This window comes from Methanofollis liminatans DSM 4140, from assembly GCF_000275865.1.
In the GTDB taxonomy this organism is placed as follows: domain Archaea; phylum Halobacteriota; class Methanomicrobia; order Methanomicrobiales; family Methanofollaceae; genus Methanofollis; species Methanofollis liminatans.
The window spans coordinates 1,103,347-1,125,475 of the sequence record NZ_CM001555.1; the positions used below are offsets into that span (position 1 = coordinate 1,103,347).

Annotated in this window: 18 protein-coding genes; 17 read left to right on the forward strand and 1 reads right to left on the reverse strand. The window is 61.8% G+C overall.

What is annotated here, in order from left to right:
• The first annotated feature begins 92 nt into the window (after window positions 1-92).
• The gene (locus METLI_RS05675) at window positions 93-1,040 is read left to right on the forward strand and encodes a mechanosensitive ion channel family protein (RefSeq protein WP_004038783.1); all 948 of its coding nucleotides are present in this window, start codon (window positions 93-95) and stop codon (window positions 1,038-1,040) included.
• A 46-nt stretch (window positions 1,041-1,086) separates the two neighbouring features.
• Window positions 1,087-2,427 carry an adenylosuccinate lyase gene (gene purB, locus METLI_RS05680; protein WP_004038785.1) on the forward strand — a complete coding sequence of 447 codons (1,341 nt, stop codon included), beginning with the start codon at window positions 1,087-1,089 and terminating at the stop codon, window positions 2,425-2,427.
• A gap of 585 nt (window positions 2,428-3,012) precedes the next feature.
• On the opposite strand, the gene METLI_RS05685 is transcribed toward purB, so the two are convergent.
• Window positions 3,013-3,444, reverse strand: a complete 432-nt coding sequence (locus METLI_RS05685; protein WP_004038787.1) for a nuclear transport factor 2 family protein — start codon at window positions 3,442-3,444, stop codon at window positions 3,013-3,015.
• A 317-nt stretch (window positions 3,445-3,761) separates the two neighbouring features.
• On the opposite strand from METLI_RS05685, the gene METLI_RS12380 reads away from it, so the two are divergent.
• The 15 genes from METLI_RS12380 to METLI_RS05755 all read left to right on the forward strand — a co-directional run bounded on the left by METLI_RS12380 (window position 3,762) and on the right by METLI_RS05755 (window position 21,964).
• The gene (locus METLI_RS12380) at window positions 3,762-5,858 is read left to right on the forward strand and encodes an Ig-like domain-containing protein (protein ID WP_004038789.1); all 2,097 of its coding nucleotides are present in this window, start codon (window positions 3,762-3,764) and stop codon (window positions 5,856-5,858) included.
• A gap of 87 nt (window positions 5,859-5,945) precedes the next feature.
• Complete coding sequence (locus METLI_RS13570; RefSeq protein ID WP_004038790.1) at window positions 5,946-6,074, forward strand: hypothetical protein; 129 nt, start codon at window positions 5,946-5,948, stop codon at window positions 6,072-6,074.
• 38 nt (window positions 6,075-6,112) lie between these two features.
• On the forward strand, window positions 6,113-6,922 hold the full coding sequence (locus METLI_RS05695) for a PAS domain-containing protein (RefSeq protein WP_004038792.1): 810 nt from the start codon (window positions 6,113-6,115) through the stop codon (window positions 6,920-6,922).
• Window positions 6,919-7,098 (forward strand): hypothetical protein, encoded by a 180-nt coding sequence (locus tag METLI_RS05700; protein WP_048103644.1) that lies wholly within the window; start codon window positions 6,919-6,921, stop codon window positions 7,096-7,098. The genes METLI_RS05695 and METLI_RS05700 overlap by 4 nt, the downstream gene beginning before the upstream one ends.
• 104 nt (window positions 7,099-7,202) lie before the next feature.
• Complete coding sequence (locus METLI_RS05705; RefSeq protein WP_004038793.1) at window positions 7,203-8,210, forward strand: asparagine synthase C-terminal domain-containing protein; 1,008 nt, start codon at window positions 7,203-7,205, stop codon at window positions 8,208-8,210.
• Window positions 8,200-8,469 (forward strand): Asp-tRNA(Asn)/Glu-tRNA(Gln) amidotransferase subunit GatC, encoded by a 270-nt coding sequence (gene gatC, locus METLI_RS05710; protein ID WP_004038795.1) that lies wholly within the window; start codon window positions 8,200-8,202, stop codon window positions 8,467-8,469. Before METLI_RS05705 ends, gatC begins: the two co-directional genes overlap by 11 nt.
• Window positions 8,469-9,770, forward strand: a complete 1,302-nt coding sequence (gene gatA / locus METLI_RS05715; RefSeq protein WP_004038799.1) for an Asp-tRNA(Asn)/Glu-tRNA(Gln) amidotransferase subunit GatA — start codon at window positions 8,469-8,471, stop codon at window positions 9,768-9,770. The genes gatC and gatA overlap by 1 nt, the downstream gene beginning before the upstream one ends.
• Window positions 9,767-11,203, forward strand: a complete 1,437-nt coding sequence (gene gatB, locus METLI_RS05720; protein ID WP_004038801.1) for an Asp-tRNA(Asn)/Glu-tRNA(Gln) amidotransferase subunit GatB — start codon at window positions 9,767-9,769, stop codon at window positions 11,201-11,203. The genes gatA and gatB overlap by 4 nt, the downstream gene beginning before the upstream one ends.
• Window positions 11,204-11,206: 3 nt before the next feature.
• The gene (locus METLI_RS05725) at window positions 11,207-14,035 is read left to right on the forward strand and encodes a DNA topoisomerase I (protein WP_004038803.1); all 2,829 of its coding nucleotides are present in this window, start codon (window positions 11,207-11,209) and stop codon (window positions 14,033-14,035) included.
• Window positions 14,032-14,730 (forward strand): phosphoglycerol geranylgeranyltransferase, encoded by a 699-nt coding sequence (locus METLI_RS05730; RefSeq protein WP_004038805.1) that lies wholly within the window; start codon window positions 14,032-14,034, stop codon window positions 14,728-14,730. Before METLI_RS05725 ends, METLI_RS05730 begins: the two co-directional genes overlap by 4 nt.
• A 9-nt stretch (window positions 14,731-14,739) precedes the next feature.
• Window positions 14,740-15,453 carry an RNA methyltransferase gene (locus METLI_RS05735; protein ID WP_004038812.1) on the forward strand — a complete coding sequence of 238 codons (714 nt, stop codon included), beginning with the start codon at window positions 14,740-14,742 and terminating at the stop codon, window positions 15,451-15,453.
• Between the two features lie 30 nt (window positions 15,454-15,483).
• Window positions 15,484-16,041 carry a dCTP deaminase gene (dcd, locus tag METLI_RS05740; protein WP_004038813.1) on the forward strand — a complete coding sequence of 186 codons (558 nt, stop codon included), beginning with the start codon at window positions 15,484-15,486 and terminating at the stop codon, window positions 16,039-16,041.
• Between the two features lie 62 nt (window positions 16,042-16,103).
• The gene (locus METLI_RS05745) at window positions 16,104-17,942 is read left to right on the forward strand and encodes a threonine--tRNA ligase (RefSeq protein ID WP_004038814.1); all 1,839 of its coding nucleotides are present in this window, start codon (window positions 16,104-16,106) and stop codon (window positions 17,940-17,942) included.
• A 321-nt stretch (window positions 17,943-18,263) separates the two neighbouring features.
• Window positions 18,264-19,568, forward strand: a complete 1,305-nt coding sequence (locus METLI_RS05750) for a hypothetical protein (protein WP_004038815.1) — start codon at window positions 18,264-18,266, stop codon at window positions 19,566-19,568.
• Window positions 19,569-20,026: 458 nt separating this feature from the next.
• Window positions 20,027-21,964: a PKD domain-containing protein gene (locus METLI_RS05755; protein ID WP_048103649.1), complete on the forward strand. Its 1,938-nt coding sequence runs from the start codon at window positions 20,027-20,029 to the stop codon at window positions 21,962-21,964.
• The last annotated feature ends 165 nt before the right edge of the window (window positions 21,965-22,129 follow it).

Below are 22,129 nucleotides of genomic sequence, written 5' to 3' on the forward strand. Positions count from 1 at the left end.
CCCGACAAATATGGAATGTTGGGTCGCGGGGCGACAGTGTTCTCCGCTGCCGATGAGATAGTTTTAAGTATGACCCTGTGCGTCTGCCATATATGGCGGCAGGCGACTTCCTCCAGTTTTTCATCCTCTGTGCTGTGACTTTTGCGGCGTGGGCGATAGCCTACTTCTACCCGGACGAGACGCTCTCGCGCATCGCCTTCACGCTCCTGGTCGTCACGATCCTCTACTTTGTCCTCAGGATTGCGCTCGAACGCGGGGTTTTGAGGACGATAAAAGACGCAAAAATGCGGTATTCGTTCAGGAAGGCGGTATCGGTCTTTTATATCGTCGCCGTCGCCGCCGTCGCCGTGCGCATCTGGATCGACGACCCGCAGAGTCTCCTCGTCGCCTACGGCATCATCGCCGCCGGGATCGCCATCTCCCTCCAGGATTTCTTCAAGAACTTCGTCGGAAGCATCGTCATCTTCCTCGGCGCCGCATATACGGTCGGCGATAGGATCGCCATCGGCAAGACCGCCGGCGACGTGATCGACATCGGCCTCATGAGCACCACCCTGATGGAGATCCTGGAGTGGGTCGGCGGCGACCAGCCGACCGGGCGGATGGCGATCGTTCCGAACGGGCGTATCCTCACCGAAGCGGTGATCAATTACACCCGGGACTATAACTTCATCTGGGACGAGATCACCGTCCCGATCACCTATAAAAGCGACGTTTCAGCGGCGATCGACCTCTTCCTCGGCATTGCCCGGGAGGAGACCCGGGAGAGCGCGGTGCTCGCCGAGCGAGAGATCGCCGCCGCCGGAGGGAAGTACTATCTGCTCCAGCGGGGGTTCGAACCCACCGTATTTACCACCCTCACCGACAACTGGGTGAGCCTCACTCTCCGCTACGTCACCGCCGTCAGGGAGCGCCGGGCCGTCAGGGACCGGATCAGCCGGCGGATCCTGACCGGGATCGCTGCATCGGACGCCATGGAGGTGGGATCCTCCACGATGACCCTCTCAGGGAGTCTCTCGGTGGAGAACGACCGGCGGTGATCCCTGCCGCCCCTTTTTTACCGCCAGAAACCCATGATATCCACATATGGCGATCCACCCGATAGACTACCGGTACGGCACCCCTGAGATGAAGGCCGTCTGGGGAGAGGAGAACCGGTTCAGGTGCATTGTGGCGGCGGAGGTCGCCCTTGCGCAGGCCGAGGCGGCATGCGGCGTGATCCCGGCCGATGCCGCTGAAACGATCGCGCGGTGCGCCAGGATGGCCACCCTTGCGCGGGCGAACGAGATCGAGGCCGAGATCAACCACGATATGATGGCGGTCGTGAAGGCGGTCACCGAGGTCTGCGGCGACGCGGGGCGCTGGATCCATTTCGGCGCCACCTCGAACGATATCCTGGACACGGCGACCGGTCTGCAGATGAAGGCGGCGATGGACCTTATCGAGGCGAAACTCCGGGCTCTCCTCGCCGTCCTCCTCCGCCGGGCCGGGGAAACAACACACCTCGTCTGCGTGGGGCGCACCCACGGGCAGCACGGCGTACCCACGACCTACGGGCTGCGGTTTGCGATCTGGGCGAGTGAGGTCGGCAGGCACATCGAGCGCCTCGGCCAGATGCGGCCGCGGGTGGCGGTCGGGCAGCTCACCGGGGCCGTCGGGACGCAGGCCGCCCTGGGGGCGAAGGGGCTTGAGGTCCAGCCCGCGATGATGGCGAACCTCGGCCTCTCCCCGGTCGATGTCTCGAACCAGATCATCGCCCGCGACCGCTATGCCGAGTATATCATGTTCCTCGCGAACGTGGCGACGACCCTCGACAAGATAGGGGTCGAGATCAGGTCCCTCCAGCGGACCGAGATCGCCGAGGTCGAGGAGGCCTTCGGGAAGAAGCAGGTCGGGTCGTCGACGATGCCGCACAAGAGGAACCCGATCAAGAGCGAGCAGGTCTGCGGGCTCGCCAGGATCGTCAGGGCGATGGTCGAGCCGGCGTTGCAGAACAACACTCTCTGGGATGAGCGCGATCTCACCAACTCCTCCTGCGAACGGGTGGTCTTTCCCGAGGCATCGGTGCTCGCCGACCATATCCTCGCCCTGATGGTGAAGGTGCTGGAAGGGCTGACGATCCGCGAGGAGAACGTCAGGAAGAACCTGGACCTCCTCCACGGCGTCAACCTCGCCGAGTCGGTGATGATCGAGCTGACGAAGCGCGGCATGGGCCGGCAGGAGGCCCACGAGGCCGTCAGAGTCGCCAGCATGACTGCCCTCGCCGAGAGGCGGCCGATCGCCGGTGTGCTCGGGGAGGACCCGGCGGTCGCCGCCGTCCTTGACGGTGCAGAGATCGCCGCCCTCCTCGACCCGGAGAATTATATCGGGACGGCGGTGGAGCAGGTCGAGCGGGTGATCGCGAAACTCGCGCCGCTCGCGGCCTGATCGCTCTCTTTTTTATCTCTTTACCCGGGTGTGGGTAGCAGGCGCTCTCGTTTAGATTTTCCGGGAGAATCTCACGCTACAGGACGAGAAGGCCGCAAAAGATATGGTTCTTTGCCCTTTCAAGCAGGCAACCCCTTCAAAGCGGCCTGACGATCGGCCGCCTTCACGCGCTGCCCGCCGGGGGATCTAACCCCGGATCCCCGCGTGTATGATTACCCCTGAATATGCGGGGACAGGGAGGGCGGAGCTTCTCTCGATAGAACATGATGGGTGGGTGATCTGGAGTGGTTTGCCCGGCCCCCCCCCCAATCGTAACCGGCAGGGGGTCCGGGGGGCGGCAAGCCCCCCGAGAGGGGCTGCTCGGTCTTCTGCAACTCTCACCCTCCATGTACGGAGAGATGATTTAATGAACGGCGAAGGTCGCCTTTGCCCGGGGGCTCTGCCCCAGGACCCACGGGATGAAGATAGAGCCGGGAAGCCAACATCAATGATCATAAAGAGGGTTTTATTGTCCCCTACCCTATCCTGACGCGGGGGAACCGAGGGTTGCCAGCCCCCTGCAGCAAATCCTTTTTCTCCGAACTCTTACCCCTGCGCCGGGAACGACTGCCCCTCTTCCTGACCTGCGGCAGGGAGCGAGAAGTGCATCTGGACAAAGCGCCAGCCGTCCCAGGTGTTCATCAGGACGGCGGTCATGCGGCCGCGGAGCGCCTGCATCTTCCCGCCGGCGATCGCCGTGATCTCGAAGGGCGCCGCCACCCAGGCGATGATCCCGTCGGCGGCGATGCGCAGGTCGCCGTACTCGACTGAGACGGTATCGCACTGCGCGAAATCCCGCTCCATGCCGGCCCGCACCTGCTCGGGCCCTTCGGCCCACTCGTCCTGTCCGCACCCGATCGCAATGATCTCGGGCGCCATCAGTTCCATGACGCCGTCGGCGTCCTTCCTGTTGTATGCGGCGGCGTAGGCGTACATCGTCCTGACGACGGCCTCCCGCGTCTTGTCGCTGAGAAACATCGGTACTGAATGGCACAGGATAGAGTTAGCCTTTTGCGGTCCTCCATTGCGTGCCTTGGTGGTGGTTCTGCACCCCTGATGTACTCAGGATAGAGTCATGAGTCACGTCTCTGGAGCACATTTCCGGATGGCACTTCAGCCGGGCGATTTCATGAGTTAATCACTTGTATTATACATTTCGGCAAATAATAACCTCTTTATCCTACTTTCGCCAGAAAGTACTTCATTGGCCATTTCGGGTAATTAGAATGAATCCATTTACTCTTGGGGATCTATCGCCTGTTCTTTTCTGCCTGAACTGGGTGGAGTCGCATATAATGATACGAGACCATTCCAGACCTGACAGTCGGTGGCTGCGCTGGCTTGCCGCAACGCTCCTCCTGCTCTTTCTCTTCAGTATCGCCCCGGCTTCGGCCGATCCCCTCGAACAAACGCGCCACGTCTTCATCAACGTCTCGAACGCCGACGGAGTGAAGTACGATCTCGACGGCGCCACGTACGGCGGGCCGAACAACACCTATTATATCAAGGCCGACGGCGGTGGCCTGAACGAGCTCCACATCACCGCTGATGCGGACAACGCCTATGGCCAGGTGACGACGAGCAGCGACCAGTCCGGTGTCTATTATGTTTCCAACACCGGCGGCCGCGGCTTTGACGATGACATCCTCCTCCTCCTGGCCGTGAACGGCACGGTCCCGGACGACTTTGCCGTGCACGTCAAGACGAGCGGCTACACCTGGACGCCCTCCTCGGTCACCAATCAGGTCCCGACGAACTACGCCTATATCGAGGGTGCGGTGAACGAGACCTTCACGAAGGAGGATTTCCTGTACGGCCCGCAGACCTGGAAGCCCGGCCCGGGCAACGCCGAGCCCTATCTCCCACCCGGCCTGCCCCTGTACGAGTACCAGGACGTCACCGACACGAGCAACACCTTCAGCCTGATGTTCATCGACCTTGACGTCGGGAACATGTACCCCTCGAAGTTCGGCACCATGCTCACCGACAACGGCGGTGCAAAGGTGGAGTACTCCTTCGAGAACCTGGAGACCTTCGCCGCCTTCAACGTCTACGGCTGGTGCCTCGCCGCCAACCAGGGCCAGGGCATTTCATGGACCAACCGGGTGAACGCCGCCGGCGAGACAGTCGTCGGCACGAGCGGCTATGCCGTCGTCGGCATCCCGCCGGTGCTGACCTCGATCGAGGTCACGCCTGCGACCGCCGAGGTGGAGATCGGCACCTCGATGCAGTTTGCCGCCGCCGCCCTCGACCAGGACGACCGTACGATGAGCGACATCGCCATCGCCTGGTCGAGTTCTGACGAGACCGTGGGGACGGTGAACGCCACCGGCACCTTCACCGCCCTCGCTGCCGGCACCACCACGCTCACCGCCTCGAATGGCACGGTCTCGGGTACGGCCGAGGCGACCGTCAACGCCGCGCCCTCCGGTCCCCGGCCCCTCCCTGACTACAACAATGTTTTCTTCAAAGTCGCCAACGACGCCGGCGTGAAGTACAACGCCTTCGGGAACAACACCTACAACGTCCGGTTCGAAGGCTATGACCGCGGCCTCAACGCCCTGCACATATCCACCGACCCGGCAGTAAACTTCGGCCAGGTGACGGTCTCTGAAAACCAGAGCGGCACCTTCTATGCGACCGACTCGGGCGGTAAGGGCTATGAGGACGAGATCCTCCTCATGGTCGCCGTGAACGGCACGATCTCCGACGACTTCAGGCTGCACATCACCGCCGACGGCTACACCTGGACTCCGAACCCAGCGAGCAACCAGCCGCCGTCTCTTGACAACGTCACCTACCAGCCCGTCTCCCTCGACGAGATCTTCACCAAAGACGACTTCATTTACGGCCCGCAGATCTGGAAGCCGACCGGCAACGGTTTCGACTACCCGATCCATTTCGGCCAGGACATGAGCGACACGGCGAACACCTTCCAGGTGATGTTCATCGACCTGAACGCCGGCGTGCTCAGACCGAACGCTGACCTCGAGAACCGGGGTGCGGTGCGGATCAACTACACCGTCGAGAACCTCGACACCTTTGCGGCCTTCAACGTCTACGGATACTGCCAGAACTCAAACAACGGCGACGAGATGGTCGCCTGGACCAACGCCGTCCTGGCGCCCAAGGTGACGAGCGGCTACTCGGTCATCGGTGCCGGCCGGGCCGTCCTCTTAGGCGACGCCAACGACGACGGCACGGTCAACCAGGCCGACACCCTGCGGGTGCTCAAGCAGATCGTCGGCCTCTCCTCAAAGCCCTCGGCCGACACCGAACTGTTCACGAAGACCGACGTCCACCGGAACGGGATGATCGAAGTAGGAGACGCCCTCTTCATCGCCCAGTACAACGTCGGGCTGCGGGATGCCTGGTTTGCATTGAGGGAATAATTTCTTTTTACAGCCCGAATGCCTTCCTCGGGCGCCTGATCAGAATGAACTCTCTATGGTTGTCTGCACCATGAAAATGAGAGAAAAATGCATGGACTTCTTGTCGGAAAGGTTAACTGCCTCCTCCACGTGAAGAAGGACAATATCACCATCCTCCTCTACGCCGGCATTCCGATCACCCTCGATAGCTATGAACACACGATTATTGTCACCTGATCTGGAGGGTACACCTGGAAGACCTCTTTCTTCTGCCGGTGAGCGCCACATCTTCGGGCATCTGCCTGTTCAGAGAGGAAACCATCTGTTTCGTCAACCCGGCCTTCACCGCACTTTTCGGCTATACGCCGGAGGAGGCCGTCGGGAACCTGCCGGTATCGGACATCGTTCATCCCGACGACCGGGAGCGGTTCAGGCGCACGACGGAGCAGGTCCTCTCCGGCGCCTCCATCTCCGTGCATGAGAGGTACGAGGGCATCAGGAAGGACGGCAGCAGCCTCTGCCTTGAATATACCGGGGCCGGGACGCGTTACCACGGGAAGCCCGCTGCCGTCGGGTTGTTCCTGGACATGGCCGCACAGAAGAAGGTCGAAGACGCCCTGCGCGGGAGCGAGGAGAGGTTCAGGGCTATCTTCGACCGGGTGAACGACGTCATCTTCCTCGTCGAGTTGACCCCGGACAACCGGCCGGGCAGGCTGATCGAGGTGAACCGGGCCGCCTGCACCAGCCTGCACTATCAGAGGGGGAAACTCCTCAACATGCCTGTAGGTAAGGTCAAGGAGCCGGGTGGAGGCACGGTGCTGGCTGAGATCATGGAGCGCCTCCTCCTGTACGGCACTGCAAAATACGAAGCCGTAGAGCTGCGAAAGGACGGCACGCCCCTTCCGGTGGAGTTGAACAGCCACCTCTGCGAGATCGACGGACGATCGGCGATCCTGGCCGTGGCCCGCGACATCTCGGCGAGAAAAGAGTGGCAGAGTATGGAAGCCGAAGCGTTCAGCAGATCGAGGAGAACCTGGAGCAGTTCGCCATCCTCAACGACCATATTAAATACCCCCTTCAGGTGATCCCGGGGCTTGCAGACCTGTACGACGAGACGGTCGCTGAAAAGATCCGCATCGAAACCGGAAAGATCGATGCCATCATCAGCAGCCTTGACCAGGGCTGGCTCAGGTCCGAAAAGATCAGGCGGGTGCTTCGCCGGCACTACGGCCTGTTCCAGAACAATGCTGGGCAGCACTGAACAGGTAAGGCGGTCTGGAGATCCGGGATCGAGCCTATCATTAGCGTGCAGCCCCAAACTCTCTTCCAGATATGACGATGATCCGGCAATCACGCGGAGGGGGGATGCCTGACCTCGCCCTGATCGGATGGGTCGAGTGCGACGGCCGGCGCCTCTCCGAAGATGAGGTGCGTGTCGCCCTTTCAGAGGATCCTTACTCCGCCCTGCGGTTCGGCGGCGAGTTTTCGTTCACGTACGGTGAGTGGCGGGCGCGCGACCACTTCGGGATCGCCCCCGGCGACGGCCCGGCCGGAACGCTCACCCGCGACGGTGCGGTCGTCGGCCGCGTGGACCCCGGCTACCCGGCCGGCGACCTCGAGGCGGCGATTGTCGAGGCGGTGGCGATCAGGGCAGTGGACGGCGCCGCCGTCGCTCTCTCCGGTGGGGTGGACTCGGCCCTTGTCGCCGCCCTCGCGCGCCTCCCCTGTGTCGTCGTCGGCTTGGAGGGATCGCACGATCTGGTGCGCGCCCTCGCCCTCGCCGAAGTGCTGGGCCTCTCCTGCGAGGCGGTGACCGTCACCGAACAGGAGGTTGAGGCGGCGCTGCGGGCGGTGGTCGGTGTGCTGGGTGCCCCGAACCCGGTCGACGCCTCCATCGCAACGACCGAATACTTTGTCGCCCGCTGGGCCGGGGAGCGCGGCTACCGCCGGATCCTGGCCGGACAGGGGGCAGACGAACTCTTCGGCGGCTACGCGCGCTACCTGGAGAGCCCTGACCTTGCGGCCTCGCTTGCGGCGGGCGTCGACGATATCCCGCGGCAGGTTGCCCGCGACGGCGCCGTCGCCTCTCTCTATGGTACCGCGTTCTCCCTCCCATACCTGGATCTGCGCGTCGTGGCGGCGGCCCGCGCCATCCCTCCTGCTGAGAAGGTGTGCGGCGGGGTCAGGAAATTGCCCCTCAGAGAGGTCGCAGAACGGCATCTGCCCCTCGAATTCGCCAGCGGAGAGAAGAAGGCGATGCAGTACGGCAGCGGGATCTGGAAGGCGATCGGGCACCTCTCCAGTAAAAATGGTTATAAAAAGTCGGTACAAGGGTACTTAACTGACATGGGTAGGGACATGCATGGTCACTGAATCAGACGTAGCACATATTGCAATACTTGCAGATATTGGAATAGGCGACGAAGAACTCGCCGAATTTACCGGGCAGTTCAACGCCATCCTCGAATATTTCGATCTCCTCGATCAGGTCGAGGAGAGCGGGCGGCCTGCGGCGGTAACGACGAACATCTTCAGGGACGACGCCGTCGTCCCGTCCCTCTCCCTCGACGCCGTCCTTGAAAACGCCGGTGAGTCTGAGGCCGGCTATATCCGCGCCCCGAAGGTGATGTGATGGGCTCGATCACCTTTGATGCGGAAGACCGCTGGAACGCCTTCATCACCCTCTGCCGGGAGGCCGACCACGGCGACGGCCCCCTGGCTGGCGTCCTGGTGGCGGTCAAGGACAACATCTCGACGGCCGGTGTCCAGACTACCTGCGGGTCGCGGATCCTCCAGGGCTATATCCCCCCGTATGACGCCCACGTCGTCGAACTGCTCAAGGCCGCCGGCGCCGCTATCGTCGGCAAAACGAACATGGACGAGTTCGGCATGGGCACCACCACCGAATCGAGTGCATTCGGACCGACCACCAACCCGGTCGACACCGCGCGCGTCCCCGGCGGATCTTCGGGCGGGAGCGCCGCCGCCGTCGCTGCCGGTATGGTGCCGATGGCCCTCGGCACCGACACCGGCGGCTCGATCCGCTGCCCCGCGGCCTTCTGCGGGATCGTCGGGCTCAAGCCCACCTACGGGCGGGTCTCCCGGTACGGCCTCATCGCCTATGCGAACTCACTCGAGGGCATCGGCCCGATGGCCCGGAACGTGGCTGATGTATCCAGCCTCTTCTCGGTGATCGCCGGTCCTGACGCCCGCGACGCCACCTCCATCGACCGCCCATACTCCCACACGCCCTCGTCCGATGGAATCGCGGGGCTCCGTATCGGCGTCCCGGCCGAGTTCTTCGGCGCCGGCGTCGACCCGGGCGTCGCAGAGAAGGTCAGGTCGGCGATCGACTCTCTCGCCGACCTCGGCGCCGAGATCGTCGAGTGTTCGATGCCGAGCATGGCCTTTGCCCTCGCCGCCTACTATGTCACCTGCACCTCAGAGGCCTCCTCGAACCTCGCCCGGTTCGACGGCATCCGCTACGGCCCCGACATCGAGTCGAAGCGCTCGTGGCACGATGCCTACCAGGAACACCGCCGGGAGCACTTCGGCAAAGAGGTGCGCCGCCGGATCATGCTCGGCACCTTCGCCCTCTCGGCCGGTTACTACGGCAAGTACTATGCAAAGGCGCAGGCGGCCCGCAAGAGCGTCGGTGAAGATTTCGCCCGCCTGTTTGCGGATGTCGACGTTATCGCCGGCCCGACCATGCCTACGACGGCCTTCGCCCTCGGCGAGAAGACCGCCGACCCCCTCTCGATGTACCTCGCCGACATCCTCACCGTCCCGGCCAACCTCGCCGGCGTCCCGGCGATCTCGGTGCCCTGCGGCAGCGTGGACGGTCTGCCCGTCGGGCTGCAGCTCATCGGCAGGCATTGCGAGGAGGAGCGGATCATCGATACTGCCTATGCCTACGAGGAGGTGCGGCGATGAGCGAACACACCGACGTGATCATCGGGCTCGAGATCCATTGCCAGCTGAACACAGAGACCAAACTCTTCTGCGGGTGCTCGACCGACTACAAGACCGACGGCCCGAATACCCATGTCTGCCCGGTCTGCCTCGGCCTGCCCGGCGCCCTCCCCATGATTAACCGGAAGGCCGTCGAGTACGGTCTCTGCGTCGCAAAGGCCCTCAACCTCGAGGTGCCCGAAGAGTCCGAATTCGCACGGAAGAACTACTTCTATCCCGACCTCCCGAAGGGCTACCAGATCACGATGTACGACCGCCCACTCGCCGTCTGGGGCTACCTGGAGATCGAGGGCGACGAAGGCGAGAAGAAGATCCGGATCACCCGCATCCACCTCGAAGAAGACCCGGGGAGGCTGGTGCACAAGGCCGGCGCCGGCCATGTCGCCTATACCCTGGTCGACTACAACCGCTCTGGCATCCCCCTCATCGAGATCGTCACCGAGCCCGACCTTCGGTCGCCGAAGGAGGCCCGGCGGTTCCTCAACAAACTCCGCGCCACCCTCGAGTACCTCGGCGTCTATGACGGCGAGCGCGAGGGCGGTCTGCGCGTGGACGCCAACATCTCGATCCGCGGCTCAGAGCGGGTCGAGGTGAAGAACATCTCCTCATATAAGGGGGTCGAGAAGGCGCTCACCTTCGAGATCACCCGCCAGAAGAACCTGATCAGGCGCGGCCTGCGGGTCGAGCGCGAGACCCGCCACTTCCAGGAGGGCCGCGGCATCACCTCCTCGGCCAGGTCCAAGGAGACGGAGAACGACTACCGCTACTTCCCCGAACCGGACCTGCGGCCCCTCAGGGTAAAGGATTGGGTCGAGGCGATCGCCCTCCCCGAACTCCCTGACGCCCGGCGCGACCGCTTCATGGCGACCTACGGGATCTCCCTCAACCACGCCCGCACCCTCACCGGCGACCTCAGGCTCGCCGAGTTCTACGAGGCGCTCGCTGCAAAGACCGATCCGGCGCTTGCCGCCACCTGGACGGCCGACACCCTGCTCGGCGAACTCAACTACCGGGACATGCCGGTGACGACGGTGCCTCTCGACCACTTCGCCGACCTCGTCGGCCTGGTCGGCCGCGGCGAGGTCACCGACCGGGTCGCCATCGATGTCCTGCGGGCGCTGCTTGACGCCGTCATCGCCGGCGAGACGCCGGTGACGCCCTCGGAGTACGTGAAGCAGCACAACCTTGGCAAGGGCGCCGCTGACGCCTTTGCCGCCGTCATCGACGAGGTGATCGCCGAAAACCCGCAGGCGGTCGCCGATTACCGCGAGGGGAAGGGCGCGGCACTCAACTTCCTGGTCGGCCAGGTGATGAAGAAAACACGGGGCAAGGCAGATCCGAAAGAGATCACTCCTCTAATCGCCGCCCGTATCACCCCGGAGGAGGGAGCCTGAGCCGTGCACCTGATAGTCGCAGAGAAGAACATCTCGGCCCGGCGGATCGCCGCCATGCTTGCGGGAAACAACCACGTCACGAATAAAAAAGAGGGCGGGGTCGACACCTACGCCTTCGATGACACCGTCCTCGTCGGCCTGAAGGGGCACGTCGTCGAGGTCGATTTCGTAGAGGGCTACACGAACTGGCGGAGCGAGGAGCGCCCTCCCCGCTCCCTCATCGACGCCGGGATCGTCAAGCGCCCGACCGAAAAGCGCATCGTCTCTCTTCTTCAGAAACTCGCGAAAAAGGCCGACCTCGTCACCATCGCCACCGATTTCGATACCGAGGGGGAGTTGATCGGCAAGGAGGCCTACGAACTCGTCAGGGCGGTGAACAAGGGCGTGCGGATCCTGCGGGCCAGGTTCTCGGCGATCACCCCGCAGGAGATCAAGCGGGCCTTCTCCGAACTGACCGAACTCGACTTCGCCCTCGCCGCCGCCGGGGAGTCGCGCCAGATCATCGACCTGATGTGGGGAGCGTCGCTGACCCGCTTCATCTCGATTGCGGCACGGCGCGGGGGCGCGAACATCCTCTCGGTGGGCCGGGTGCAGAGCCCGACCCTTGCGATGATCGCAGACCGGGAAAAGGAGATCGAGTCCTTCGTCCCGCAGAAATACTGGATGCTCACCCTCGACACGAAAAAAGACGGCTCGCCTCTTGAACTCCGCCACACCCACGGCCGGTTCGTCGATCATGACGACGCCCTCGCCGCCAGGAAACGGACGACAGAACCGCTCACCGTCACCGAGGTGAAGGAGGGCGTCAAGAACGACCGCGCCCCCACACCCTTCGATACCACCTCCCTCCTCGTCGCCGCAGGACGGCTCGGCTTTTCCGCGGCAAATGCGATGCGGGTCGCAGAAGACCTCTACATGAACGGTTTCATCTCGTACCCGAGGACTGACAACACCGTCTACCCGGCAAGCCTCAACCTCGACGAGGTGCTCGGCGTGCTGAAGGCCACCGCGTTCTCGGGAGATGTCGCATGGGTGGAGCGGCACAGGCGTCCAGAACCCACCCGCGGCAAAAAATCGAGCACCGACCACCCGCCCATCCACCCGACCGGGGCGGCGACGCCTGCACAGCTCGGCGAAGAGCGCTGGAAACTCTATGAACTTGTGGTGCGGCGGTTCCTTGCCACCCTCTCGCCGGACGCGAGATGGCTGACCATGAAAGTGAACTTCGACGCCGGGGGCGAACCCTATACGGTCACCGGCGGGCAGCTCAAAGAGGAGGGGTGGCGGCGCGTCTACCCGTACAGCGAGGCGGCCGAACGGCTGATCCCGGCCTGCACCGTCGGCGAACGTCTCCCGATCCTGGGTGTGAACCTCGAGGAGAAAGAGACCCAGCCTCCACCCCGCTACACCCAGAGCCGGCTGATCCAGACGATGGAAGAGCTGGGCCTGGGCACAAAGAGCACCCGCCACGAGGTGATCGGAAAACTCGTTTCGCGGCGGTACGTCCAGGGCAATCCCCTTCGGCCGACGCTCGTGGGGCGGGCGGTCGTCGAGTCCCTTGAAAAACACGCCGACACGATCACCAGGCCGGACATGACCCGCACCCTTGAGGCGTCCATGCAGCAGATCAAGGAGAGCACACGGACGCGCGACGATGTCGTCGGCGAGTCGCGCGCCATGCTCCACTCGGTCTTCGACGATCTCGAAGCGCATGAAGAGCAGATCGGTGCGGAGATCATGGACCGGACCGTCGAGGAGCGGACGGTCGGCCCCTGCCCGGTCTGCGGGAAAGACCTCCAGATCAGACAGGTCCACGGCGCCTCCCAGTTCATCGGCTGTTCCGGGTATCCTGAATGCACCTTCAATATCAGCCTTCCCGGGGTGCAGTGGGGCAAGGCAATCCGCCTGGATCAGGTCTGCGATAAACACCGCCTCAACCATATCAGGCTGATCAGGAAGGGTGCGCGGCCATGGGACATCGGCTGCCCCCTCTGCTCGCATATCGAATCAAATGCCGCGACGCTCAGGCTGATCCCCCATATGACCGATGCCCTGCTTGCACGCCTGCATGCGAGCCACATGTACACGGTCCCTGACATCGTCCGCGCGTCGGCGGCAGACCTTGCCGCCCACCTCTCGATCGGGTCAGAAGAGGCGGAGAAACTTGTGCAGGAGGCGAACGACGTCCTCGATCTCCTGAGGCGCCGGTCTGAACTGAAGAAGTTCATCCGCGCCGAAGTCTCGCCGCGCCGCGGCCGGAGCCATGCGAAGATCGCACAGAAACTGGCCGCAGCAGGGATCGACGACATAGCGGCACTCGGATCTGCCCGTGTGGATGTCCTGAAGGAGGCCGGTCTCTCAGACGAGGAGACCCAGGGCCTCAGGGCAAAGGCACAGGCAATCCGGAGCGAACGGCGGCTGCGCGAGGCCGGTCTTCCGGCGGTGAGCATCAAGAAGTACCTCGAGGCCGGGATCGCCGGCCCCGAAGACTTCGCCACCCTTCACCCGGCCTATATCAGCGCGAAGAGCGGGGTGCGGGTGGAGACCGTCTGCAAACATGCAGAGGTCGCCTGCAGCAGCGCCGGCCTCGACACTCCGCCGAAGATCACCCAGAAACGCCTTGAGAAAGGGCGGGAAGAACTGCTTGCCGTTCCGGGCATCGGAGAACCGACGCTTGAAAAACTCTACCGGGCTGGTATCGTCGACGCCGCAAGTCTTGCCGCCGCCGACCCCGAACGGGCTTCGGCGGCTTCAGGCATCCCGGCGGCAAAGATCCGCGCCTGCATTGCATCTATATCGGCGGAAGACAAAAAAGAAAGAGTACGCACATGACTGGCACGCACCTCAAATGGAAAAATTGGGCGCATGTGACGAAACTTGACCCCGACAAGCACCTCGACGCCGCGGCGGTCGAGGCCGTCGCCACCAGCGGGACCGATGCGATCCTCCTCTCAGGCACCCTGAACGTCACGCGCGAGAACCTCGCCGACCTGCGCGAACAGGTCGAAGACTATGGTATCCCTCTCGTCGTCGAGCCTGCCGACCCGGAGGGCGCCGTCTTCGAAGGCGTCGATCTACTCTTCGTCCCGAGTGTTCTCAACACCCCGGACGCCCGCTGGGTCGTCGGCAAACACCAGCAGTGGGCGCTCGCCTGCCCTGAGATCCCGTGGGAGCAGGTGGTTCCCGAGGCCTATATCGTCCTGAACCCGGCCTCGGCCGTGGGTCGGGTGACGCGGGCGGTCTGCGACCTGAAACCCGCAGAGGTTGCGGCCTATGCCAGGTGCGCCGAGCACTACTTCCACTTCCCGATCGTCTATATCGAATATTCGGGAACCTACGGAGACCCGGCAGTGGTGCGGGCCGCCTCGGAAGCGATCACCGGTGCGAGCCTCTATTACGGCGGCGGGATCGATTCGGCCGAGCGCGCCGCGGAGATGGGGCGGTACGCCGATACGATCGTTGTCGGCAACGCCGTCTACGAGAAGGGCGTCGAGACCCTGAAGGCGACGGTGAAAGCGGTCCAGTAACCGGTCTCCATGCCCGAGATTTCCATTGTCCTTGTCGAACCCCTCTATGAGGGAAACGTGGGCTTCGTGGCGCGGGCGATGAAGAACTTCGGGTTCACCCGCCTCGTCCTGGTGGACCCCTGCGCCCTTGGCGACGAAGCCTTCGCCCGCGCCTCGCATGCCCGCGACGTCCTGGAAGGCGCCGTCAGGATGAGCCTCGAAGAGGTCTATGCGGGGAGCGATCTGGTCGTGGCGACGACCGGCGAACTCTCCAAGTCGGTCTGCACCTCGATGCGGATGCCCTATTTTACGCCGGCCGAGATCAGGACGATCCTTGAGGAAGCCGAGGGTTCCGTGAGCATCCTCTTCGGGCGGGAGAACTGGGGGCTCAACAATGAGGAGGTCTCCCGCGCCGATCTGATCTGCACCATACCGACCTCGGAGATCTACCCGATCATGAACCTCTCGCACGCCGTGGCCGTCGTCTGCCACGACCTCGCCCACCTGCCGCGCGGCACCTATCGCCTTGCCGGGAAAACCGAGCGCGAGAGCCTGATCGAGCACTTCGGCCAGTTCCTCGAACGGATCGAGCACCCTGACTACAAGCGCGCCAACACCCTCCTGATGATGCGCCGGATCTTCGGGCGCACGGCCCTGACCACGCGGGAGGTCTCCACGCTCCACGGCCTGCTGCGGCGGGCCGAGTGGCATCTCGATCACCCGGACGGCGAAGAAGGACAATAACTAACTCCCTGCAGGGAGAATGTTTACCCGATGATTCTTGTCGACTGGCAGATCGAGGACCGGATCAGGAGGGGGCAGATCGGCATCGACCCCTTCGAGCCGGGGCTTATCCAGCCCAACTCGCTGGATATCAGGCTCGGGGACCATTTTGTCTGGTACGAACCCTGCGACGATGTGATCGACCCGTACGACCGGGCGAGCGTCGCCTCCCGCGTGCAGGAGACCCGCACCGACTCGATCGTCATGGCGCCCGGTGCCTTTATGCTCGCCGAGACCTTTGAAGCGGTCACGCTCCCCGACAATATTGTGGCGAGCATCGAGGGGAAGAGTTCCATCGCCCGCCTCGGGATCGAACTCCACCAGACCGGCGGCTGGATCGACGCCGGGTTCAGGGGTTCCATCACCCTCGAGATGTGCAACGTGAACCAGCGCCCTGTGCGCATGTATGCCGGGATGCCGATCGGTCAGCTGGTCTTCTACACGACCGAGCGCGCCGATCATCCGTATAATCTCAAGAAAGACGCGAAGTATATGGATCAGCGCCAGGCGACCCTCTCGCGTTACCACGAGAATCCACGCGAGATTTGAAGGCATATATAGAGGAACAGAGAATTTTATAAGGGATATCTGATCAGGTAAAGGGGTTTTCAATGCGGCTTCTCTTAATTCACTCAGATCATATCGACTATCAGGCACAGAAGAAGACGCCGGTCGCCGAAGAGGGCGCCGTCCTGCAGGACGGGCTCGATGAAGCGCTTGTCGCTTTCTGCGCCGTTGAATCGGCCGACGAAGAAGATATCGACGATGTCGTGGACCGGACTGTGGCCGAGGTCCTCAAGACCGCCGGCGAACTGAAGACCGACCGGGTGCTCGTCTACCCGTACGCCCACCTCAGCTCTGATCTCGCTGCACCCGAGGCCGCCAAAAAGGCGCTCAGGGGCATCGAGGAAGGGCTCAATGCGGCTGGAGGGCTGACCGTCAGGCGTGCCCCGTTCGGCTGGTACAAGGCCTTCACCCTCTCGTGCAAGGGCCATCCCCTCTCCGAGCTCTCCCGCACGATCGTGCCGGGCGGCGAGGAGGAGGCGGCGAAGCCGGCCAAAAAGACCGTCACCCACACCTTCTTCGTCCTCACCCCCGAGGGCGAACGGAAAGAAGCCGAGGCGTGCGCCGACGACTCGCCCTTCGGCTCGCTCATCAAGAAGGAACTCGGCCTCCCTGTTCAGGCCGGCGGCGAACCGATCCACGTGGACCTGATGCGCTCCAAGGAGTTCGTCGACTACGAGCCCGCCTCTGACATCGGCCACCTCCGCTGGATGCCCAGGGGCAGGCTCGTGCGCGACCTGCTCGGGGACTACGTCCTGGGGCTCGTCCTCGACTACGGCGGCATGCCGGTCGAGACCCCGGTGATGTACGACCTCGACGACCCGGCGATCTCAGAGCACGCCGCCAAGTTCGGGGAGCGGCAGTACCGCTTCAAGAGCGGGAACCGGAACATGATGCTGCGGTTTGCGGCGTGCTTCGGCATGTTCTCCTTCATGCGGGACATGCACATCTCGCCCAACACCCTGCCGATGAAGATGTACGAGCTCTCGACCTACTCGTTCAGGCACGAGCAGTCTGGCGAGGTAATCGGGCTCAAGCGTCTCCGCGCCTTTACGATGCCTGATATGCATACCCTCTGCAAGGATATGGACAACGCCCTCCGCTGCTTTGAGGAGCAGCTCAGGATGGGCTGGCAGAGCGGCGTCGACCTCGGCACGCCTCTGGTCGGAGCGTTCCGCTGCACCCAGGACTTCTGGGAGCAGTACGAGGACTGGGTGAAGGCGATCGTCAGGGAGTCGGGCGTGCCCATGCTCATCGAGATCCTCTCGGATCGCGTCCACTACTGGATCGCGAAGGTGGACCTTGCCGCCATCGACGGACAGGGCCGGCCGATCGAGAACCCGACCGTCCAGATCGACGTGGAGAGTTCCCTCCGGTTCGATATCTCGTATCATATGGACGGCGAGGAGGTTCACCCCCCGATCCTCCATTGCTCCCCCACCGGCTCGATCGAGCGGGTGATCTGCGCCATGCTGGAGAACACCGCCTACCAGTCGGTGCCCCGCCTCCCGACCTGGCTATCGCCGACGCAGGTGCGTTTTGTCCCGGTCTCAGAGCGGCACGCCGCCTATGCAATCGACCTCTGCGCCCGGATGAACGCCGCCGGCGTCAGGGCCGATGTGGATGACCGCGACGAGTCCGTGAACAAGAAGATCCGCGAGGCCGGGACCGAGTGGGTGCCCTATGTGGCCGTCATCGGCGACCGCGAGATGGACGAGGGGAAGCTGACGGTTACCATCCGCAGCCTCTCTGACCCGAAGAAGCCGCACAAGGAGGAGATGACCTTCGACGCACTCGCATCCGCCGTGAAGGAGGAGTGCGCGGGCAAGCCCTTCCGCCCGATGTACACCGCAAAGCACCTTTCGGTGCGGCCGCGGTTCCTGTAAATTTTCTTTTTTTCCTGCAAAATCATTCGTTTTGTTTCTGGGGCAATGTCTCTCTGGTGTCTGGCGTTGCCTCAATCATCGCATCTGTGTCTGTTTTAGATCTGTCTTGCGGTTCCTCGGCAGATTATGTATTTATACTAATGGATGAGAGTCTCTCGGACTCCCGGAGAGGTGCCGACCAGAGCCGTGCGATTTACGTAAAAACCGATTTGACCGCATAAAACTACATTGAAGGAATATTCAGACGAACTACAGAAAAAATCAGCCGCATCAGAAACACCGCAGCGCGCATGAGGCATTCCTTTCTGGAGGGAGCATATCATGAGAGGTGAATATCTGAGCAAGTGCATTCGATTGACGTGCGCCGTCGTGCTCTTGGTCGTCGTCATCGGAATATCCGGATCGGCGGGGGGATCGGGGGTCGTGGAGTTCTCAGAACAACGCGCCATTGCGATCCCGATCGCGTTTGGTGAGAGTCTGACCGGCGAGATCACATCGGCAGGCTATATGAACACCTACACCTTCCAAGCGGAGGCGAACGATTCGGTGTACATCAGGATGGGTACAAATTCTTCGTATCTGGATCCGATGCTGATCTTGCGGGGACCTGACGGGGTGGAGATCAATCGGACGTGGAGCTACCCTTCGACCGAGATCTATGAACTCATTGCTGCCGACGGGACGTACACCATCCTCGCCGGGGATGACAACGATTACGACACCGGGGCGTACGGCCTTTTCCTTCAACGCACGAACAACCCGGGAAACACCGTTGATATTGTAGGAAAAAGTCTGAACGGCACCATCTTGATGACCGGGGGAATGCAGACATTTGTCTTCACCGCCGAAGGTGGGGATGCAGCATATATTCGGATGGGTACAAAATCCTCGTATCTGGACCCGATGCTGATCCTCTTCGGGCCTGACGGCCTGGAGATCACCCGGACACAGGGCTACACATCGACCGAGATCCATGAATTTGTCGCGGCAGACGGGACGTACACGGTCCTCGCGGGGGACGACGATGGTTATGACGTCGGGACGTTCGGCATTTTTGCCCAGGTGATGACCGATCCCGTGAACGCCACTCTGCTCCAGAGCGGAGATAACACAACGGCTACGATCACTGTTGCCGGCGGGATGAACACTTACCGTTTTGCGGCAGCCGCCGGGAAGAGATGCTTCGTCAGGATGGGTACAAAATCTTCGTATCTGGATCCGATGCTGATCCTCTTTGGACCTGATGGCGAGGAAATTAACCGGACACAGGGCTACACATCGGCCGAAATCGACGAGGTTCTCTGGGCCGGCGGAATGTACTCTGTCCTCGCCGGGGACGACAACGGTTACGACTCCGGCAGTTACGGCCTTTACATCTGGCTGCAGGACCCACCGCTGCCGGTCGTGCCCTTCCCCGGCTATGAGGAGATGCCGACCGATCCCGACGGCGACGGCATGTACGAGGACATCGACGGCAACGGCGTGATCGGGTTCAACGATGTGGTGGTGTATTATGCGAACCTCCTGTTTATCGAGGAGAACGAGCCAGTGGAAGCCTTTGACTACGACGGCAGCGGCAGGATCGGGTTCAACGACGTGATCGTGCTGTACGGGGAGGTGACCTGAAAGGGCCGTCTCCCCCTCTGGTGCTGGCGCCAGGGTGATCCTGAGTTCCTCTTTTTTCTCTATCGCAGGTCTTCGAAGTTGTAGATAAAAAGCGGTGAGATCTGTGATCTCTGCCGTCACCAGATGGTAAAATGCCAAAAATGTGGGTGAATGCAATAGATTAATGTGCATAAATAGTATTATTATGATTTAATTGATGTTGTGTGGGTTATTTTTTTTATCTGTGGCTATAATGCATCCATTTCCTTGGCAAAATCTCGAAATTATTATATATTTGTGCCCTGCAATTTACCGCCTAGGGGGGTGAAGGCCGCCGTCTTATGTTCTGGCAGTGTCCCTCGATCACAACCTTCTCTAGCGCTTTTTCCTGAAAGGCCGATGGTTGTGGCCGCCCCTTGATGGAGGAAAAAATGGGTACAATATCGTGCAGAGCTGGATTTACGCTGTTCTGCTTTTTCATGATCGCTATGATCTGCTGCGGCGGCGTCCAGGGACTGACCGTCCAGGCAGGTCCGGGCACCGAAGATATGAACTATTCTGTCTTCGAGGCCGATCCCGATCCCGGCCTTTTCCAGGCGAATGTGAGCAACGAGGCGCCCGAACCGATCGCCTTTGGCGAGAATGTCTTCGGCAGGATCCTGACGGCGGGCGAGGTCGACACCTACACCTTCTCGGCCGAGGCCGGGGATATGGTGTATGTCAGGATGGGGATGGAGCGTACTTATACCAGTGCGAGATATCCCATCGTCATTCTGACCGGTCCGGACGGAAAAGAGATCGGGAGGGCCACCCACTATGCAGCGGCCTCGATGATCGTGCCCCTGGCATCGACCGGGTCGTACACCCTGATCGCCGGGTGCAGCGTTCCTGAAGATTACGGGCTTATTCTTCAGCGCACGAACAACCCGGGAAATGCGATCCCTCTGAACGGCGATTTCTACCATGGAGAGATCACGGTCAAGGGCGGCAAGGATACCTTTACCTTTGCGGGTGCAAAAGGCGATGTGGCATATGTCCGGTTGATAGACCTGAAACCGAGTCATGGTCTTGTGATCACCCTTTACGGCCCTGACGGGAAGGAAGTGAAGAGCGTCGATGGCACTAACGTCGTGGGAATGTTGCAGAACCTTCCCGAATCAGGGGATTACACGGTGATGGTCGGCGATGGTGAGTCTGGATTTACCGAGTATGTGGTCTATCAGCAATGCGCGAACGATCCCGCGGCGGCGACTTCCCTACGAATCGGCATCAACACCGAGGCGAAGATCACCTTCCTCGGTGAGGTCGATACCTACCAGTTCCCGGCCGAGAGGGGGAGTTCAGGATACATAAAAATGAGCAGCAGCGCGATCGGGTCCACGATGATCCTTTTCGACCCCGACGGGAAGGTGGTGGCGTCAGGTGCAGAAATACATTTTACCTCTGAATATACCGGGTCCTACACGCTCCTCGCCTTTGACGACGACGGGCGAAACACCGGGGACTATCTGGTCTATCTCTGGCTGGCCGGGCCTGAGGATGTGCACGCCAGTTTTACCGTAAACACCACCTCGGGCCAGGTGCCGCTCACGGTCAGGTTCGACGACGAGTCCACCGGTTCTCCGGCGTCATGGACATGGGACTTCGGCGACGGTGCCGTCTCGACAGAGCAGAACCCTCTTCACACCTATTCTGAACCGGGCGTCTTCAACGTCTCGCTCTGTGTGGAGGATCTCAACGGCGCGAACGACACCCTGGCCGAGGAGGGGTATATCACTGTGTACGCCCCGCCCCCTGCAATCTCATTCAGGCCTCAGAACGCCTCGGTCACCCTCGGCGGTGAGTCCTTCCTCACCCTCGTGCTGGAGCGCGCCGACGAAGGCCTCGCAGGCTATAACGTCACGCTCTCTCTTTCAGATCCCGCACTGGCGTCTGTGACAACTATAGCCTTCCCTGAATGGGCGCTTCTCGGTAGAAACGGCACTGTGCCTGCAGATTCGATCTGGCTGGCGGCCGTCGACCTGGAGGATCAGATCGAGGAGGGGGCGCTGAACGTCTCACTTGGCACCATCGGGTTCAGGGGGGTTGCCGTCGGCGAAAGCGAGATCCTGATCTCGGTTGACAGGATGACCGGTGATGTGGGTGGATATGTCAGGACATCGCCGGTGCCGGGCATCCTGAATGTCACTGCCGATCTCGATCCTTTCCCGGGCTTCAATGAAACGCCCACCGACCCTGATCACGACGGGCTCTTCGAAGATGTCAACGGAAACCAGGTGATCGACTACAACGATGTTGTCGTCTACTACCAGAACCTCGAATGGATACCTGAACACGAAAATGTTGTCTTTTTTGATTACAATGCCAACGGGGAGATCGATTACGACGATGTGGTGTGCCTGCATTGTGAACTCTGAATGATTGGTGGTCCTGCCCCCCTCCCCTCATTCTCCGGAAACCTGGGTAAATTACTGTCCAGATACTCCTGCACTCATGCCTGGGGGTGCTGGTGATGCACGGGCTTATTTTGCTTTGAATGGGGTAATCAAAATCCAAAATTATATTCTGTTGTTTGTGACACT

What these genes read in the sequence shown, in the direction of transcription:
- METLI_RS05685 (WP_004038787.1), bottom strand. Translation starts at nt 3,444, where the DNA reads ATGTTTCTCAGCGACAAGACGCGGGAGGCCGTCGTCAGGACGATGTAC.
- dcd (WP_004038813.1), top strand. Translation starts at nt 15,484, where the DNA reads ATGATTCTTGTCGACTGGCAGATCGAGGACCGGATCAGGAGGGGGCAG.
- gatC (WP_004038795.1), top strand. Translation starts at nt 8,200, where the DNA reads ATGGTCACTGAATCAGACGTAGCACATATTGCAATACTTGCAGATATT.
- METLI_RS05750 (WP_004038815.1), top strand. Translation starts at nt 18,264, where the DNA reads ATGAGAGGTGAATATCTGAGCAAGTGCATTCGATTGACGTGCGCCGTC.
- gatA (WP_004038799.1), top strand. Translation starts at nt 8,469, where the DNA reads ATGGGCTCGATCACCTTTGATGCGGAAGACCGCTGGAACGCCTTCATC.
- METLI_RS05730 (WP_004038805.1), top strand. Translation starts at nt 14,032, where the DNA reads ATGACTGGCACGCACCTCAAATGGAAAAATTGGGCGCATGTGACGAAA.
- purB (WP_004038785.1), top strand. Translation starts at nt 1,087, where the DNA reads ATGGCGATCCACCCGATAGACTACCGGTACGGCACCCCTGAGATGAAG.
- METLI_RS13570 (WP_004038790.1), top strand. Translation starts at nt 5,946, where the DNA reads ATGCATGGACTTCTTGTCGGAAAGGTTAACTGCCTCCTCCACGTGAAG.
- METLI_RS05675 (WP_004038783.1), top strand. Translation starts at nt 93, where the DNA reads ATGGCGGCAGGCGACTTCCTCCAGTTTTTCATCCTCTGTGCTGTGACT.
- METLI_RS05755 (WP_048103649.1), top strand. Translation starts at nt 20,027, where the DNA reads ATGATCGCTATGATCTGCTGCGGCGGCGTCCAGGGACTGACCGTCCAG.
- gatB (WP_004038801.1), top strand. Translation starts at nt 9,767, where the DNA reads ATGAGCGAACACACCGACGTGATCATCGGGCTCGAGATCCATTGCCAG.
- METLI_RS05745 (WP_004038814.1), top strand. Translation starts at nt 16,104, where the DNA reads ATGCGGCTTCTCTTAATTCACTCAGATCATATCGACTATCAGGCACAG.
- METLI_RS05705 (WP_004038793.1), top strand. Translation starts at nt 7,203, where the DNA reads ATGCCTGACCTCGCCCTGATCGGATGGGTCGAGTGCGACGGCCGGCGC.
- METLI_RS05735 (WP_004038812.1), top strand. Translation starts at nt 14,740, where the DNA reads ATGCCCGAGATTTCCATTGTCCTTGTCGAACCCCTCTATGAGGGAAAC.
- METLI_RS12380 (WP_004038789.1), top strand. Translation starts at nt 3,762, where the DNA reads ATGATACGAGACCATTCCAGACCTGACAGTCGGTGGCTGCGCTGGCTT.